This is a genomic window from Streptococcus vestibularis ATCC 49124 (assembly GCF_000188295.1).
In the GTDB taxonomy this organism is placed as follows: domain Bacteria; phylum Bacillota; class Bacilli; order Lactobacillales; family Streptococcaceae; genus Streptococcus; species Streptococcus vestibularis.
Genome location: NZ_GL831112.1, coordinates 885,745 through 902,296, shown reverse-complemented (window position 1 = coordinate 902,296; position 16,552 = coordinate 885,745). Strand labels below are relative to the sequence as shown.

16 protein-coding genes are annotated in these 16,552 nt (G+C 36.3%); all 16 read right to left on the bottom strand.

The features are described from left to right. Positions 1-39: 39 nt before the first annotated feature. A complete protein-coding gene (locus tag HMPREF9425_RS04470) occupies positions 40-1,092 on the bottom strand; it encodes a glycosyltransferase (protein ID WP_003097116.1) in 1,053 nt (350 codons plus the stop codon). Between the two features lie 10 nt (positions 1,093-1,102). Then, complete coding sequence (locus tag HMPREF9425_RS04465) at positions 1,103-2,095, bottom strand: stealth family protein (protein WP_003097115.1); 993 nt, start codon at positions 2,093-2,095, stop codon at positions 1,103-1,105. Further along, positions 2,092-3,192 (bottom strand): UDP-galactopyranose mutase, encoded by a 1,101-nt coding sequence (gene glf, locus HMPREF9425_RS04460; RefSeq protein WP_003097113.1) that lies wholly within the window; start codon positions 3,190-3,192, stop codon positions 2,092-2,094. Before glf ends, HMPREF9425_RS04465 begins: the two co-directional genes overlap by 4 nt. A gap of 13 nt (positions 3,193-3,205) precedes the next feature. Next, positions 3,206-4,204 (bottom strand): acyltransferase, encoded by a 999-nt coding sequence (locus tag HMPREF9425_RS04455; protein WP_003097110.1) that lies wholly within the window; start codon positions 4,202-4,204, stop codon positions 3,206-3,208. Positions 4,205-4,206: 2 nt separating this feature from the next. After that, entirely contained in the window at positions 4,207-5,622 is a 1,416-nt protein-coding gene (locus HMPREF9425_RS04450; RefSeq protein WP_003097109.1) for a flippase, read from the bottom strand. A 51-nt stretch (positions 5,623-5,673) separates the two neighbouring features. Continuing rightward, positions 5,674-6,840: a hypothetical protein gene (locus tag HMPREF9425_RS04445; protein WP_037621684.1), complete on the bottom strand. Its 1,167-nt coding sequence runs from the start codon at positions 6,838-6,840 to the stop codon at positions 5,674-5,676. A gap of 87 nt (positions 6,841-6,927) precedes the next feature. Further along, positions 6,928-7,446: a hypothetical protein gene (locus HMPREF9425_RS10275; RefSeq protein WP_003097105.1), complete on the bottom strand. Its 519-nt coding sequence runs from the start codon at positions 7,444-7,446 to the stop codon at positions 6,928-6,930. Beyond that, on the bottom strand, positions 7,443-7,916 hold the full coding sequence (locus HMPREF9425_RS10270; protein ID WP_003097102.1) for a glycosyltransferase family 2 protein: 474 nt from the start codon (positions 7,914-7,916) through the stop codon (positions 7,443-7,445). Before HMPREF9425_RS10270 ends, HMPREF9425_RS10275 begins: the two co-directional genes overlap by 4 nt. Positions 7,917-7,931: 15 nt before the next feature. Further along, a complete protein-coding gene (locus tag HMPREF9425_RS04435) occupies positions 7,932-8,906 on the bottom strand; it encodes a glycosyltransferase (RefSeq protein WP_003097099.1) in 975 nt (324 codons plus the stop codon). Between the two features lie 134 nt (positions 8,907-9,040). Beyond that, positions 9,041-10,189 (bottom strand): glycosyltransferase family 4 protein, encoded by a 1,149-nt coding sequence (locus tag HMPREF9425_RS04430; protein WP_003097098.1) that lies wholly within the window; start codon positions 10,187-10,189, stop codon positions 9,041-9,043. Positions 10,190-10,191: 2 nt separating this feature from the next. Further along, a complete protein-coding gene (gene cps2T, locus HMPREF9425_RS04425; RefSeq protein WP_003097096.1) occupies positions 10,192-11,364 on the bottom strand; it encodes a beta 1-4 rhamnosyltransferase Cps2T in 1,173 nt (390 codons plus the stop codon). Positions 11,365-11,396: 32 nt separating this feature from the next. Beyond that, positions 11,397-12,764: a sugar transferase gene (locus HMPREF9425_RS04420; RefSeq protein WP_037621455.1), complete on the bottom strand. Its 1,368-nt coding sequence runs from the start codon at positions 12,762-12,764 to the stop codon at positions 11,397-11,399. 55 nt (positions 12,765-12,819) lie between these two features. Then, on the bottom strand, positions 12,820-13,569 hold the full coding sequence (locus HMPREF9425_RS04415) for a tyrosine-protein kinase (protein WP_003097090.1): 750 nt from the start codon (positions 13,567-13,569) through the stop codon (positions 12,820-12,822). A gap of 9 nt (positions 13,570-13,578) precedes the next feature. Further along, entirely contained in the window at positions 13,579-14,271 is a 693-nt protein-coding gene (locus HMPREF9425_RS04410) for a capsular polysaccharide biosynthesis protein (RefSeq protein ID WP_003092954.1), read from the bottom strand. Between the two features lie 8 nt (positions 14,272-14,279). After that, positions 14,280-15,011, bottom strand: a complete 732-nt coding sequence (cps4B, locus tag HMPREF9425_RS04405; RefSeq protein WP_003092817.1) for a capsular polysaccharide biosynthesis protein Cps4B — start codon at positions 15,009-15,011, stop codon at positions 14,280-14,282. After that, entirely contained in the window at positions 15,012-16,472 is a 1,461-nt protein-coding gene (gene cpsA, locus HMPREF9425_RS04400; RefSeq protein WP_003097087.1) for an LCP family glycopolymer transferase CpsA, read from the bottom strand. Positions 16,473-16,552 lie beyond the last annotated feature (80 nt).

The window sequence follows — 16,552 nt, the reverse complement described above, 5'->3', positions numbered from 1 at the left end:
TAAATAATACAAAAAATCCTCACAAACATGAGGATTTTCTTATTTCAAATTGTTTAATGCTGTAATCAGATAGTGACCATCACGGATGCCTTTACCAACACACTTAGCATTTTCAACCAAATCTTGATAGTTAGTGTCTGAAAGATTGTCGATTGTCGCCTTCAAATCATGAAGTGACTCTACTGCAATCCCACAGCCGTTCTCAAGAACAAAGTGAGACAAGGCAGACTGTTTCCAAACCACAAGCGGAAAACCAGAGGCCAAGTATAGTGACGCCTTGTGAGAGTTGTTATAGCGTAGGTACTCACCAAATACACCACTACATGTCTCAGCGCTATCACCATCCCAGACAAGCCCAAAACCACCCTCAAGAGCTGATGGTAGCTCGTCAGGTAGGAATGACCCAAAGTAAGTCTCATTCGTAAGAGCTCTGCTCTCGTCGAAACCAACACCATAAAGGTTGTAAGCAGGTTCTTCAGGAATGGAGTAAAGATAACCAGCTTTTTCCTGAGCCAAATTACCAGCTACAATAATTGGCTGATTCTTAGTAAGCCCCGTCTTATCTTGGAAATTTGGAATCAAATAGTCGAAAATGCCAAGGCTAATAATCTTATCTGCATCAACCCCTTTATCCACCAAAACAGATTTCATAATTGGATTGTGGGCAATAATGCCATCAGCTACACCTAAAAGACCTGACTCCTGGATTTTCATTCGAACTCTCTGTTTTAACGGAGCAGCTTGACTATTCATAAAACGAAGGGCATCCAAATCATGGATGATAAACTGAATTTTCACACCTCTTTTTCTTGCTTTTTTAACAAGTAAAGTAGTGAAAAAACTATGATGAAGCATTGGAAATTGAATTAGAAGTTCATCCCCTTTATTCAAACGATTTAAAGACTGGCTGAATGATTTAGCCTTATGTATTTGAGCCTTTATTATACTCATATTGTACCAATTATCAACCGAAAGAACCAAGGACTGATACCCTTCTCTCTTTACAATTTCTTCAACATCATTCCGTGCCTTATTACCTGCATTTTTAACATTGTTATCGTGTAAAAATTCTTCTTTTAAATAGTATTTCATCTCTTATTTCTCATTTTTCAAAAGCTGATTTCTCAGGATAGCGCTCTTTCAAGATTTCCTTAAAACGAATGATATTCTCCTCTTTAAAGTCAACATCGTCATTCACACAAAGTAGATTTTTATGTTTATCTTTAAAGATACTCTCTAACCTATCAACTTGATTTACACCTATCGACTCTCCAAAATTCTTTGATACAGGATAAAACTGATTACTTTCAATTTGCCAATGCTGACAGATGTATTGATTAACATCCACTCCATAGTCTCTAATTTTATTTCGTGACGTTTTATCTAACGTTTCTGCTTCAATTTCCCATAAATGCGCCAAGGTACTCTTTTTCATAGGAACAGGTAAATGCTGGTTCACATAGCCTGTTGGCCCCCATGGCAAAAGTAGCAAGTTTTTAATAACTAAATGCCCATAGCGGTAGTTAAAAAATTTCCAGGGCGAAGACTTTAGGGCCTTCTTATTAGGAAAATGGCGATAGATTAACTCAACATTATTGTGATAAGTATTCGTAAAAGGTGACCAAGGAACCAAAGCATCATATACAGCTAAAAGCTTGGGTTGTCCATTCTTATAAAAACCTGAAGGCTGACTGTCTCTGATTAAGTACATATCATCATTGAAATACAAATAATTCTCCGACAATCCTTCAATCCGATGGAAGTTAAGCTCAATAGCAGCAGAATTATAGGTAGGCAGATACTCTTCTGGAATGAATTCCTTATGAGTAATCCATCTGAGTTTTGGATGTTCCAAATTCAACCAGTCTGGCTTTTGCCCATTGGTAATCAAATAGACATTATTTACCCAAGGAGCATGTTTTTCAATCATTCGAAACCAGTAATTTAAAATACCATAATCACGGTAACGCTGCTCTCCATCAATCTCTTCGCCCAAATCAGCAAAATGACCAGTCACAGCTTGTTTCTCACGGATAAACTCTGGATCACTACCATCGACCCAGGGAACAACGATATCAATCTTTTCTTGTGTCATTTAGTAAATTCTTTCTCAACGACTTCCAAGGCACGCTCAATGACCACGTGCATGTCGTAGTATTTATAATCTGCAAGACGTCCACAGAAGATAACCTTGTCATTTTTCTCAGCTTCTTCTTGATACTTAGCAAACATGGCATTGTTCTTTTCATCATTGATTGGGTAGTATGGCTCATCCCCACGTTTCCAGTCAGCTGGGTATTCGCGCGTGATGACAGTCTTTGGTTGGGTTCCATACTCGAAGTGCTTATGCTCAATGATACGAGTATAAGGAATCTTACGCTCTGTGTAGTTGACTACAGCATTACCTTGATGATTTTCCTCATCCAAGATTTCGTGTTCAAAACGCAGGCTGCGGTACTCCAACTCCCCATGCTTGTAGTCAAAGTACTGATCAATCATCCCTGTAAAGACCACTTTATCAGCTGATCTTTCTAGCTCTTCACGATTGGCAAAGAAGTCAACTCCAAGTTCTACTTCTACATCACCAAGCATGTTTTCAATGATGACGTTGTAACCACCGATTGGAATTCCTTGGTAACGGTCATTAAAGTAGTTATTATCAAAAGTCAAACGAACCGGAAGACGTTTGATGATAAATGGCGGAAGGTCTGTTGCAGAACGTCCCCATTGTTTTTCTGTATATCCCTTGATCAACTTTTCGTAGATATCTGGACCAATCAACTTGATAGCTTGTTCTTCCAAGTTTTTAGGCTCAACATCTTTCATATCCGCCGTTTGCTCAGCAATCTTGTCCTTGACTTCTTGAGGAGTCTTAGTGCCCCACATGGCATAGAAGGTATTCATGTTGAAGGGAAGATTGTAGAGGTTCCCCTTGTAGTTAGCCACCGGTGAGTTGATATAGTTGTTGAATTCAGCGAACTGGTTGACATAGTCCCAGACTTTTTTGTTGGACGTATGGAAAATGTGGGCACCGTACTTGTGGACGTTGATGCCTTCAATCTCCTCGCAGTAGATATTTCCACCGATGTGATCTCTCTTGTCAATCACTTTTACTTTTTTACCACGTTTTGTTGCTTCGTGTGCGAAAATGGCTCCAGACAAACCAGCACCAACAATTAGATAATCGTACATCAAAAACTCCTTTTTATAACTTAACTATTCGATTGATATAAGGGATTTTCATTAATATCATAGTTATTAGAAAACTAATCATTAATGTGAATACAGGGAAAAATAAGTATACACCTACTATGTTAAATCCTATCAACTTTTGCCATATTTTCATAATATAGGTATGTATAATAAATACCCCCATCGTTTGGACTGATAACAAGTAGATCATTCTATATTTAGAAGCATCAATAGTTAGCGTCAATAAAGTAAGAAATAGTCCTAAACTAATTACTTTCACCAAAAGATTGTCATAAAAATATTCAGCAAAAAGATTATGATAAGTATTTTTTGCTATGAAAAATAATATTATCGGTGAAATCAATAACAAAAGTATGCTAACAATTTTCATCCATCCCTTAAAGATTGATTTTAAATTATCTATATCGAATTGTGCTACAAAGCCACCTAAAATATAGTAAAAGAACCAAGTCCATAATCTAAACGTCTGTATAACATAAATTTGCACTGGCATTTGAAGCAAAAAATTTATCAATTCAAAAATCAAACCAATAATTGTTAATACAGATAGAAAGTATAAATAACTTCTTTTTGAATGTAAATACTTCTTCAATATCGGCAAACATAAATAAACTAGTATTAATGAGCCGAAAAACCAAAATTGGAAGAAATAACCCTTTTGTAGCAAAGAAGCCAAAATTTTTTTAATTGGATTAATTGTGAAGTCTCTTTTAAGTAACCAGATGATAACAGTCCATGACGACACTGTTATTAGAACCCATTTTATTTTATGTAGTATATAGGGATATGTTATCTTGCTTTTGCCCAATAATAAATAACCATTCACCATAAAAAACAAGGGAATTGAATAAGTACCTAGATAATATAAATAAGATGAGTAATTCCATTGCCCTGTTTCCTTAAACCCTGGCATCGTAGTGTGAAGCAAAACAACTCCGATACAAGCAATTATTTTAATCAAGTCTAAGTTTATATTCCGTATTTTCTTCATTTCTAATTTTTCCCTATTATTTGTTTTAATTCTTTTACATCTACCACTTTCAGAACTAGAATAGCAAGCAGGTAAATGATCCCACCAAGCACCGCATATACGAGTACATTTAGGGTAGGGGTGAAATGTAGGAACGGTCTTACAAGTTGCAAGAGGCCATACATCAGAGCAGATGCGAACATAATTTTTGTCATCGCACCGATAATTGGAACTTCCTTGAGGTAATGACGGGTATAGTACAATTGAATCAGCCATACCAAAGATTCTGTTAAGACGGATACAATGGCTGCACCGATAAAACCAAAACGAGGCAAGAAGAGCAGGTTCAACCCGACACTGACGATAGCAGGAATGGTGGTGGATAGCATAAATTCTTTGTTCTTATCATGCGGGATAAGAATTTGAATCCCCATAATATTGGTCCATCCGATAAAGAACATACGGAAGATCATGATAGCGATGGCATAGCGAGCATCTTGGAAATCTTTTCCCAAGAAAAATTGAACAAAGTCATCGTTAACAATCAGCATGCCTGCAATGATTGGGAAAATCACCAAATTATAAACCAAAAAGGACATTTGGTGCATCTTATTGACAGCCTTGTGGTCTCCCGACGACAAGAGGCTCGATACACGGGGCAACATAACGCTTCCCAGTGAGGTAACTAAGGTCAACAAAATATTTACGAGTTTTAAGGCTTGGTCGTAAATCCCTACATCCTTTGTAGAAGCAAGTGCCCCCAGCATGGTCCGATCCAAGGTGACATAGAGGGAAATGGCAATCTGCGGTAAAAAGAGCAGAATGACTGGCTTCAAATGCACCCGTGCATAGGCCATATCAAAACGGGCTTTCCCAATAAATTCACGGGCAGGTAGCCACATACTAAGCTGACCTAAGAGCTCAAAGATGGTGAGCAAGAATACATAGAGATAAAGATCATTGGCAGATTTGACAAACAAGAAGATGGAGATGACTCCAACCAGTTTGACCGTGATATTTCGAACAGTAATTTTACGAAAATCTTCCAATCCCTGAAAAAGCCAGGAGATGTCCAGTCCTTTTGAAACTAAACTGAGCCCCAAAATATAGGCCACAGGATTTTGCATTGAAGGAAGCGACAAGCACAGCAAGACATAGAGCAGGATGGAAACAAAGGTCGCACCTAACTGGAGGGTATAAATCCCCCAAAAATTCTTTCGGATCTCTTGCAGGTGCCCTGAAATCTCCTTAGTACCATAATTTGCTACCCCTAAAGTCGCTAAAAGGATAAAGTAGGTAACAATGGAGTTGAAATAGCCGTAAGTTCCTAAATCTTCAGAGCTAAATACCCGAGTGACATATGGGGTAGTGATAATCGGTAGGATAATCACCAGTAGCTGGTAGGAAAGATTATAGGCGTAATTTTTAAGAACCTTCATAAGTACAATAACTTGTTTTAGCCTTCCTTTAGATTTAACGAATGCTCTTCTTTATTCAATGTTCGTATCCTCATTCAGAATAAACAGGCGACTGATAAACAAGATTAATGGAGAATAACGAAGAACTAACATCTGAGGATCAAACATGCCATGGATAATCATAATCCCTAAGCAAGCCAGTACGATATCTTTTTGAATGGACACAAAATAACGCATCACTTTTGTCAATGCAAACAACATAAATACACTGACAATCAAGCCATCAATAACCAATAATTGAACAAAAGAGCTATCAATATAATTGTAATTACTAGTGAAATTTCCAAATATATCAAGAGTTGTAAAGGAAATTGGTTGCCCTAACCAAGATACACCAAAATTTTGAAAACCATTGACACTGAGACGCAAGCGATTATGCGTAAATTGATCGACTAAGTGAAATAAATTCCCAGATGAATAAAAACAAAAATACAAGATAATCACTAAAGCTAAAATAAAACCGTACTGCACAAGTGTCTTTGTCCAGAAATTTCCAATGATAAACTCTTTTTTAAAAATTTTAACACTCAACAAAGCATAGGTTAGTATCAAGATACTTAAGTAAAATGGACTAGATGTCGAAGTTTGTTGGTACATATAAATCGTAGCCAAGAGTAAAGCCATCAATTCAATGTATGTAATTTTTTTACCTCGAAACATTAGATAACTACACAAGGCAAAAAACATTCTCTGGGAAGCAAATGAAACGTAGTTAAATCCCAAACTAAAGCGATAACCACCATCTGCATTCATAAACATATTGGCAATAATACCTTTTTGACTGGCATAAATTGTCAAACAAAGTACCAAGAATGTCGCTAAAGAAAAAGTTCCTAATAATTTTCTAAAATCAATATCTCTAGCAGAGAAAACAAGGAGTAGCACATTTATATCCAACATCCCATCGCGATTTTTTGCAACTATAAACATCGCAAGAAAAAATACCGTTACTGTTAATAATTGTTTCCAATGGAATCTAAAGTAATTTAGAGTATTCGACAAGTTCAGTAACTCTTTTATCAATAATGCGAAAATCGTAAGATAAAGTAATGATCGATAAAGCGATAAAAAGCCATCTAACCGAATAAAATAAGTGGTTGTGACTAATGAAGCGACAACAACCCATACAAACAAGGTACATAAATAAATTTTTTCTGAGATAAAACGATTGTTCGTCACAATAGTCATCCAAACCTTTCAATCATGATTATAAAATCTTATTACTAGTATCCATAAAAACCTCTCACAACTAAATAGCGAATATCCCTATTTTATCAAGGTTTGTAGTTTTTTTAAAAAAATTACTGTCAGATACATTCTGAAATGTAATAACCGTCTAACGAGAGGGTGAAGCGGAGAAGTCGCTTTTTTTAGCAATGCAATCATCTCTTGATTTCTACACAGCACCTCAACATAGTGTCGTTTTTTAGAAAGAGACATCTTTTGATTTGATATGTTCTGTATATTACTCATCAAAATACGAGCCTTTATTTGATCAATAAATTGATCATCATGGATGTCCCAGCCTGTCATCAACTGATCAACTTTTTCTAGTTCTTCCAATTGATAGCTCATCCGATAGGGATTATACTGCCCCATCGCAGAATCTGTTCTACCCGAGACATAAACATAATAACAAGTTTTTGAAAATGAAATTGTATGAACACATTCAAATACATTTAGATTGAATCGAACATCTTCTCCTAATTCATACTGCTCAAACATTATTCGATGCTCTTCCAAGAACTCTCTACGATAAATTTTATTCCAAACAGTATACATCATGTCTGATAAAAATAATTCCGTAAAGAGAGCAATGAACTGATTCCTATCTTTTTTCCTTCAATAGGAAGAATTTTTGCTGATCTAGTCGTTTCTGATAGGTTCTTTTCAAGAGAGTTATAGTAACTAAATACCAATAAATCTAATCCAGAATCCAACTGATTTTCCATATCAGAAAACAAGTTTCCTACTAGATAATCATCCGCGTCTACAAAACAAATAAATTCACCTTGAGCTTTTGCTAAACCAAAGTTTCGAGCTGAACCGACACCATGGTTTTCAATATGATAGGCCGAGATATTTGAGTACTCACTAGCATAAGTATCGCAAATACTGCCACTACTATCAGTAGATCCATTGTCTATCAATAAAATTTCTAAATCAGTATATTCTTGGACAAGTATACTATTGATGCAACGATGAAGATAGTTCTCTACATTGTACACCGGTATAATGACTGAGTACTTCAACATAATCCCCTAAATCTCTTACTTCATTCCTTGTATAGTAAAAGCCATCTTCAACAAGTTCAAACGGTATAACAAATATTTCATCCTATTTGGTAGGTATTTTATTTCACTATACATTATTTTATTTTTTCTTAATTCCTGATTGACATCATTTCTTATTTCAGCATATTGACGATCTAGCTTAGCTTTATACAAGCTAGCTAAAATATGAGTCAATCCATTTACATAATACAGTTGTGAGATATGCAACTCTTCTTGATTTAATTGCGAACGTACAAAATCAGAATAAAACATTTCTTTATAAAACCCAAACATATCTCTAAACTTTTTTTCATTCCAAGACTGTGTAATAGAATCTGGATTGTCGATTAAGTAGTGATAGTATTTTTGATTAGTTGCATAGACCTTCTTAGCCGCAAGAAACAGTTTGTAATTAGTGCCAAGATCCTCATAGTATTTCCCAATTGGAAACTGAATGTTATGATCAGTGAATAATGATTTTCGATAGATTTTATCATTAGCAAACCCAGTAATATAACTATGCTTCAGCATTTGCACAAAAGCATCTTTACCTTCAAATACTTGAGTCACTACTGGATCCGAAACGATAACATCCTCTTCACCCTTCACAAACTCACGATTAAAAGAAATAATATCAAACTCTTGAGATTCTAGCGCTTCTACTAACGCTATAAAGGTATCTGGTTCAATCCAATCATCTGAATCAGGAAAATAAACATATTCTCCTTTGGCATGAGAAATACCTGTGTTCCGTGCTTCAGAAAGTCCACCATTTTCTTTATGAATAACTGAGATAAAGTCATAAGCCTTAACATAGTCATCACAGATTTGAGGAGAATGATCAGTACTCCCGTCATCAACAAGTAGAATCTCATAGTCCTTCCATTCTTGGGCAAGAACACTTTCAATGCAACGTTTTAAATATCTTTCAACATTATATACTGGAATGACGACAGTTAATAGTGGTTTCATAGATTATTTACCTAAATTTTTATTCTACTCTAATTCTTCTCCTCTCTGATCTAACTGACTTACAACATTCAATGATATATGGTAAATCTTTAAACCAGCTCGGATATAATCCTTTTTTCAGCGAATTTGATTATTTAATATTTCTTATACAAGTCCGAAAAATTCCGAATATAACTTTGTAATGAGAAGAGTTCTTTTTGGCGTTTAACAGATGCCTTTCCAAATTGTTCTCTCTTCTCAGTGTTCTCAGCCAATTCTTGAATAGCCTTGGATAATTCAGAAGGTTGATTTGGTGTGGCAAGAAGGCCGTTTTCGCCTTCCTTAACCATTTCACAGACACCACCATGACGGTAACCGACTACAGGTTTACCACAAGCCATCGCTTCTAGTACGACTGTTGGTAGTGGATCTGGATTGGTACTTGGCAAGACAAAGATATCAAACATATTATAGAGTTCTGTTGTCTTGCTATAATAGTCAATTCGCTTGATTTGTCCAGATACTAGTGAGTCTGATATAGCCTTCTCCAACTCCTCCACGCGCCACTCTTCACCTTCAAATGCACTTCCTGCCAAAAAGGCTACTGCTTTTGGATTAGACTTTAAGATTGGAGTCACAGCTTCTAAAAAGTCGCCTTGCCCTTTCCAGGCATTCACTCGACCAACCATTCCGATCACCAAAGCATCCTGGGCGATACCAAACTGATCACGGACCGCACTAGCATCCATCACCTGATAAACAGCATTGTCAACACCATTATAGATGACTTGAACTTGGTCATCTTTTACAAAACGAGACTGCTTGACATGATTAGCAACAGCATTTGAAACTGTCACAATCGTATCCGCATAGCGCCCCATCAAAAAGTTGATGAAATCAGAGATTGCTTTTGGTTTTACGATAATTTCATGTACATGCCAAATCAAAGGTAATTTCAACTTCCGTTTAAGATAAATCCCCTCAAGTACCGCAGTCGTATTATTGTGAATAAGAGTAATGCCATTCTCCTTAGCATACTGAGCAATTTGTTTGGAGTAACGGTTATAGGAGCCAAAGTACTCAAGAATCCCTTTTGGATTAAAATATTTACGGCGCAAGATTGGGTAATCAATAACTTTAACCTTTGCACCGACCTCTTCTAAAGCACCCACTAAGACACCGTCGTTGGGTAAAATAACGTGTGCTTCAAATTCGTCTTTATTCAAACCTTTAATAAGCTCCAACAAAACCTTATCAGCACCATACATTTCAGCACCAGCGTGGAGATATAAAATTTTCTGCATTTCTATCCTTTAAATACTTTTTCGTAATCTGTAACAATTTTTTCCCAAGTAAAGGCTTCAGAGATACGTTTACTTGATTTTTGATTGAGATCTTCTATAGCTTGTTCATCCAATTGCTCAGCTTGATCAATGACACTTGCTAATTGTTCTTTCTTCCAATAGAGAGCACCATCTTCTCCAACTTCGCGGTTAAAGCCAACATCCAACAAGAGATTGAGCTTAGTAGACTCAAGAGCCTCAAGAAGGGATGGATTGGTACCACCTACTTCATGACCATGGAAGTAAGCAAAGGCATTCTCACGAATGTATTTGAGCAATTCTTGATCATAGACAGTCCCGACAAATTTAACTCGAGGGTCCTTGTCAAAACCTGTTTCCTGTCGCAACTTGTCGTAAAATTTATTTTCTTCAACATTGGTAATGAGAACAAAGTCCTTGTCAGAGTTAGATGCCATAAAGCCACGAATCATAGCCTCATAGTTATTTTCAGGCACAAAACGTCCTACAACAAGATAATAATTGTTTTCAATGACACCCTTTTCAAAATACCATGTGCGTACCTTATCATCAACTTTAGTCAATCGAGATTTAGTAGTATCTGTTCCATAGGCAATGTAGGTTGTTTGAGGACGATACTTGGCATAATCCTTCTGAATATATGATTCAATGTTTTTACTATCACAAATCAGAAGGTCTGCATGCTTAACCATAAGTTGTTCTGAAATCTTCCAATATTTACGGACAGGAAGACTCCATTTAGCACGAAGCCATTCATGACCGTCCGGGTTAACCATAAGGGTACCACCGATATCCCTGATTTTCTTTTTAATACTTGAGATAAATGGACCAATTCGGCAGGCCAAAACATAAAAGATTGGTGCTTGGTCTTTATTTTCCTTGGCAATTTCAATGGCCTTATTGAGAGCTGCGATGTCATAAGCGATGGCACGTGCAGGCCCGATATTTGGGACGTCGATATTGTAGCATTTAGCACCGTTATGTTCGAAAGTGTCTGCTGTAATACCTGATTTAGCAGAGTTTTCACGCATACAAGCTACATAATACTGAATATCTTTATCTTGTTGGAACTCTGTTAACTTCTCAACAAAGGTTTCAAATCCCCCATATTTTGCTGGAATTCCCTTAGAACCAACGATATAAACTGTTTTTGTCATTTAATCACCATCAAAAGAAATGGAGAAAGCTATCACTTTGCTCCATCCTTCTTTACTACTACTTTAATTGTCTTTAATAAGATTCTTATATCACGCCAGATTGTCCAATCGTCCATATAAGCAACATCTAGTTTGACAACTTCATCAAAATCAGTAATTTCACTACGACCACTTACTTGCCAAAGACCAGTGATTCCTGGTCTAAAGCTTAACCGACGTTTTTGTTCTGGCGTATACGATTCGTATTCGTCCAATGTTGGAGGGCGTGTTCCAACTAAACTCATATCACCTTTTAGAACATTCCAAAATTGTGGAAGTTCATCAAGACTCGTTTTACGAATAAAATGTCCAATCTTGGTAATCCGTGGATCATTATCCATCTTAAACATACCACCAGACATCTTATTTTGAGACATCAAATTCTTCTTAATTTCTTCGGCATCTACACGCATCGAACGGAATTTATAAAACTTGAAGATACGTCCATTTTCACCTACGCGATCTTGAACAAAAATTGCTGGTCCACCATCCCTACGGATAAGAGGGTAAAGAAAGATTCCGACTAAACCACATAGGAGCAAACCAAATAAGGCCCCACAGATATCAAGAAAACGTTTAGCTACGATATCACCGTAACTATAAAACTGCGTTGAAAATGTAACAACATTAAAAGGACCCAACTGTTGGATACGTTTTTTACCTTGACTCATAAATTCAAGGGAATTTAAATTAATGGATACTGGAATTCCCATAAGCTCAAAAGGCGAGGCATAGTCCCAAATTTTGTACTGTTCACTAGGTAGATTAATTAGCACTTGATCAACAACCGAGTGTGTAGCATATTCAACAAGATTTTCAGGTTTCACACTCTTAATAAAAGGACTTGTAAAATAAGGATTATCCAAAACACAGACCGCAGTAATCCTACCATCCATATTGTCTTTCATACGAATCAAAACATCTTCCAGACGTGCTTGATCAGAAATTAAGAGGATATTTTTATTTCCTTTACGGCGCGTATAAATGGATGAGCGGAAGTACCTTAGAAGAGTATTTGTCAGATATAACAAAGTACATGTGATTAGAGTGACGTATAGAAGACCTCGTCGTGAAATCGAAAAATCACCATCTGCAAAAAATGATAGGAAGGTTACAACTAGAGCAAATATAAAACCATACTTAACAGTTGCAATAAGCTCATCTAAATAGCCCCTATATTTAAGATTTTCATAATAACTACTGATATAGTATGTGACAACATGGACCACGCCTAGAATGACCATACTTCCTTTGGTTATCTCAGTGTAAGGTAATTTACTAGCTAACCAGGCTGCAAACACAACCACAACTAACTGTACAACTCCAATTTCAATGCGACGAATTTCTTGTTTTTCTTTCACTCTTAACTCCTCTTTAAATATTAATGCATAAGGAGCCGCATTATCACCATTAACGCTATCCTTTTCTACGACGATGTGCTCTTGAATGACTTTCTTTTTGTTTTCCTTTTTTTCCGTACTCACCATATGATCCATACGAACCGTACGAACCGTATGACCCATATTTATCAACTGTCATATCAACTTTATTAAGAACGACACCTAAAAATTGAGAACTACTTTGTTCCAATTGTTCAACAGCTTTGGCTACAAAGCGACGTTTAATTTTTCCAGCTGCTGTAACTAAGATACTTGCGTCAGCCTGATGGGCAATAATAGCGGCATCAATTACCAAACCAATTGGTGGCGTATCGATGATGACGTAATCATAACGACTGCGAGCAACATCCATCAAATGTCTAAAATTATCATTTTGCAAAAGACTTGTTGGATTAGGTGGAACAGGGCCAGATGCAATGACATCCAAACCGGAAATATTAGTTTGACAAATTGTTTCATTTAAATCAGCATTTCCTGAAAGAAAATTTGAAAGACCTTTATACGGCGCATTTGATTTAAAGGTCCCTGACAAAACAGAGTTACGAGTATCTGCATCAATGAAAAGTGTTCGAAGCCCAACACTAGCAAATGAAATCGCTAAGTTAACAGATGTCGTTGATTTTCCTTCACCAGCTTCAACAGAGCTAATAGAAATCACTTTCATCTGAGCACCAGAAAATTGAATATTTGTGCGAATGGCATTGTAATATTCTTCTGTTTGTTTGGCAAACTGTACTTTAGATTTTACTAACTTTAATAGAGGCATTTCTTCTCCTTAAATTTTATCTGTATCAGGGACAATTCCAAGAAGTGTCATTCCAAGAGTCTCTTCAATATCCTCTGGACGGCGAATGCGATCATCTAAGATTTCACGACCTAATACACCAACCACTGCAAGGAATACCCCAAACACTGCTCCAATAAGTACATTACGTTTAATGTTTGGTGAAGATGGTGATTCCGGTAATTTAGCGTCTTCAAGTGTTGTAACATCTTCAACTTTTGTCACGTTCTTGATTTTTTCTGAAGCAACTTCACGTACCTTATTAGCAAGGAGTTGAGCGTCTTGACCTGTTTTAGCACTTACAGAAATCGAAATAAGACGTGTATCAGTAGGGATATTAACCGAAATCTTTTTAGCAAGCTCAGCTTCAGTCATCTTCAATTTTTCATCCTTGATAACTTCAGATAAGACATCATTAGATGTAATAATTTCTTTATAGTCTTTTGTCAAAAATGTACCAGCCTGCAAATCTTGAGCTGAAATATTTTTACTGTCATTGGTTTGATTAGCCACATATATGCGTGTAGATGACGTATATGTAGGCTGAATTAGGAAGTAAGTTCCCAAGAAAGCAAAGACAGCTACATAAAAGGCCGTGAAAAGGATGAACACCTTTTTACTCCAAAGTTTATGTAATAGTGCAAGCACATCGATTTCAACACGTTTCGTGTTTTCCTGAGTCATAGTTTCTCCTATATGTATTGATTTTCAAGTAGTGTTTGGGGGTTATCGATAAAGAGATTACGTGCGCGTCTAGTCCCATATGTTTTTTTAATAATAGCATATGCATCCTTCATAAATGGTGGTCTTGGACCAAGATTATGCATATCACTAGCAACAATATGAACTAAATTATTTTCCAAGAAAAAGCGTACACGTTTCTTTCTCACTTTTTCTTTATCGCCAAATAGCTTTGTTTTTAAGACATGAGAGCTATTAACTTGTGTGTAGCAACCCATATTGATAATTTCACGAACTCGATCAGCGTTTTCTTCGAGGGCGTCATAGCGTTCAATGTGAGCAACAATCGGTGTTACCCCTGCTCGTATAACATTACTCAGCCCGTCATGAATTTCCTTCCAAGATGTTCTGGCACTAAACTCAATCAAAGCAAATTGCGTGTTGTGCATACGCGGAATAAGATTCTTTTCAAGTTTCTCCACAATGTCTGAGGTGTAATAAAGTTCACCACCATAATAAATAGTTAAGTCTGGATAAAGTGCTTCTGCTTTTTCTTTAACTTTTGAAAAATTTGCAAAGATTTTATCCTCTGGGGTTTCAAACATCCCCTTACGACGGTGGGAGGTAGAAACAATCGTACGCACACCCTGAGCGTAACTTTCTCCAATGAGTTCCAAACTTTCCTCTAAAGTTTTAGGACCATCATCGACATCAAAAACAATATGTGAGTGAACATCAATCACTTATTTTTCCTCCATCATATTTTTGATAGCTTGAGCAGCACTTTCCACACTAGAATCATCTAGCTTCATCATGTAGAGACTAGAATTTGGCATAGCATATGAAGTCAATTGTCCTGTTGAGCCTGTACCTGTCACTGCTTGAGATGTAACTGTAAATTTAGTTCCTGAATCCAGTTGTGTATTAGCCAAGGCATTAATGGTATCCAAAGACATGTTAGTTTGAACAGAATCTTGAAGATTGTTAACAATTGACGTAAAGTTTGATACTGAATGAAGTGAAGCTATTTTGTTAACAATCGCTGAAATAACTTTTTCTTGATTTTTACCACGATCATTATCACCACCATCCAAGCTATAACGCTCACGAACAAAACCAAGTGCTTGTTCTGAGTTCATTTGAATATCTCCAACTGGGAAATCAAACTTCCCATGAAGACTTTTGAAGGCTTGATCATTATGAACGGTCACACCACCAAGTTGGTCAATCAATTTAAGGAATGACGTGAAATTTATACGTGCATAATAATCAATATTAATACCATAAAGATTTTCCAAAGTTTGCTCTGATGTTTCAACACCATAGATACCTGCGTGAGTTAGCTTATCATACTGGTTCGCTCCACCACCAGGAATCTTAACATATGCGTCACGAGGTGTTGTTGTCAAAAGAATCTTATGCGTATTCATATTAATAGTCATAATGATATTAACGTCTGAACGTGATACTGTCGAAATCGAACCATAGGTATCAATACCACTAATATAAATATTGAAAACTTTTGAGTCCACCTGTTTCGCAGAACCGTTATTCTTCCTTTTAATTTTGTAGGTATAAATAGTTTTTAGATTTGAAGCGTAGTCACTATCAACTGATTCTAATAGGCTAGCATAAGAACCACTCAAGACCATTGCTTGAGAATTTCCAGACTTAAGATTGTCATAAGCTTCTTGATAGGAAGCGACATCATCGACTTTGACATCAACCTTTTTGTCATCCTTTAAAGCTGACATCAAAGTATCGATATTTTTCTTATCAATTTTAATCGGTGCCTGAACGCTAGTAATCCGACTCACATCTTTGATATCACTATCCTTCGGAACCACAATGCTCATTTCTACCTCTGAAAAAGCTGCAGTCTGATTCATACGATTAGTGATATCAATCAGTTGTTTAAATCCAAAAATACCAACCAAAGAAGATAGTGAAAAGATTACTAATACAACCGTTGTCACTAGTGGTGATTTTTTGGTTTTCTGAAAGAAGATACTAACCGCAAGAACCAGTAACAAACCAAAGGTAATAATTATGTTCAAAAACCTAAAAGATAGGAAGTTATAATTGAACATAGTGAATAATAAGACCGCTGCCAAAATAGCATACAGAATGGTCAATCCAAAGTTGACCATTACCCACGATCTATTGTTCGTCCATTTTTGCTTACGCTTCGTACGCGAACTCATATAAAATTCTCCTGAATATTAAAATTAGACATTTTCCATCATCATTATAACATTAGTATAACTTCATTTCAATTGTCATT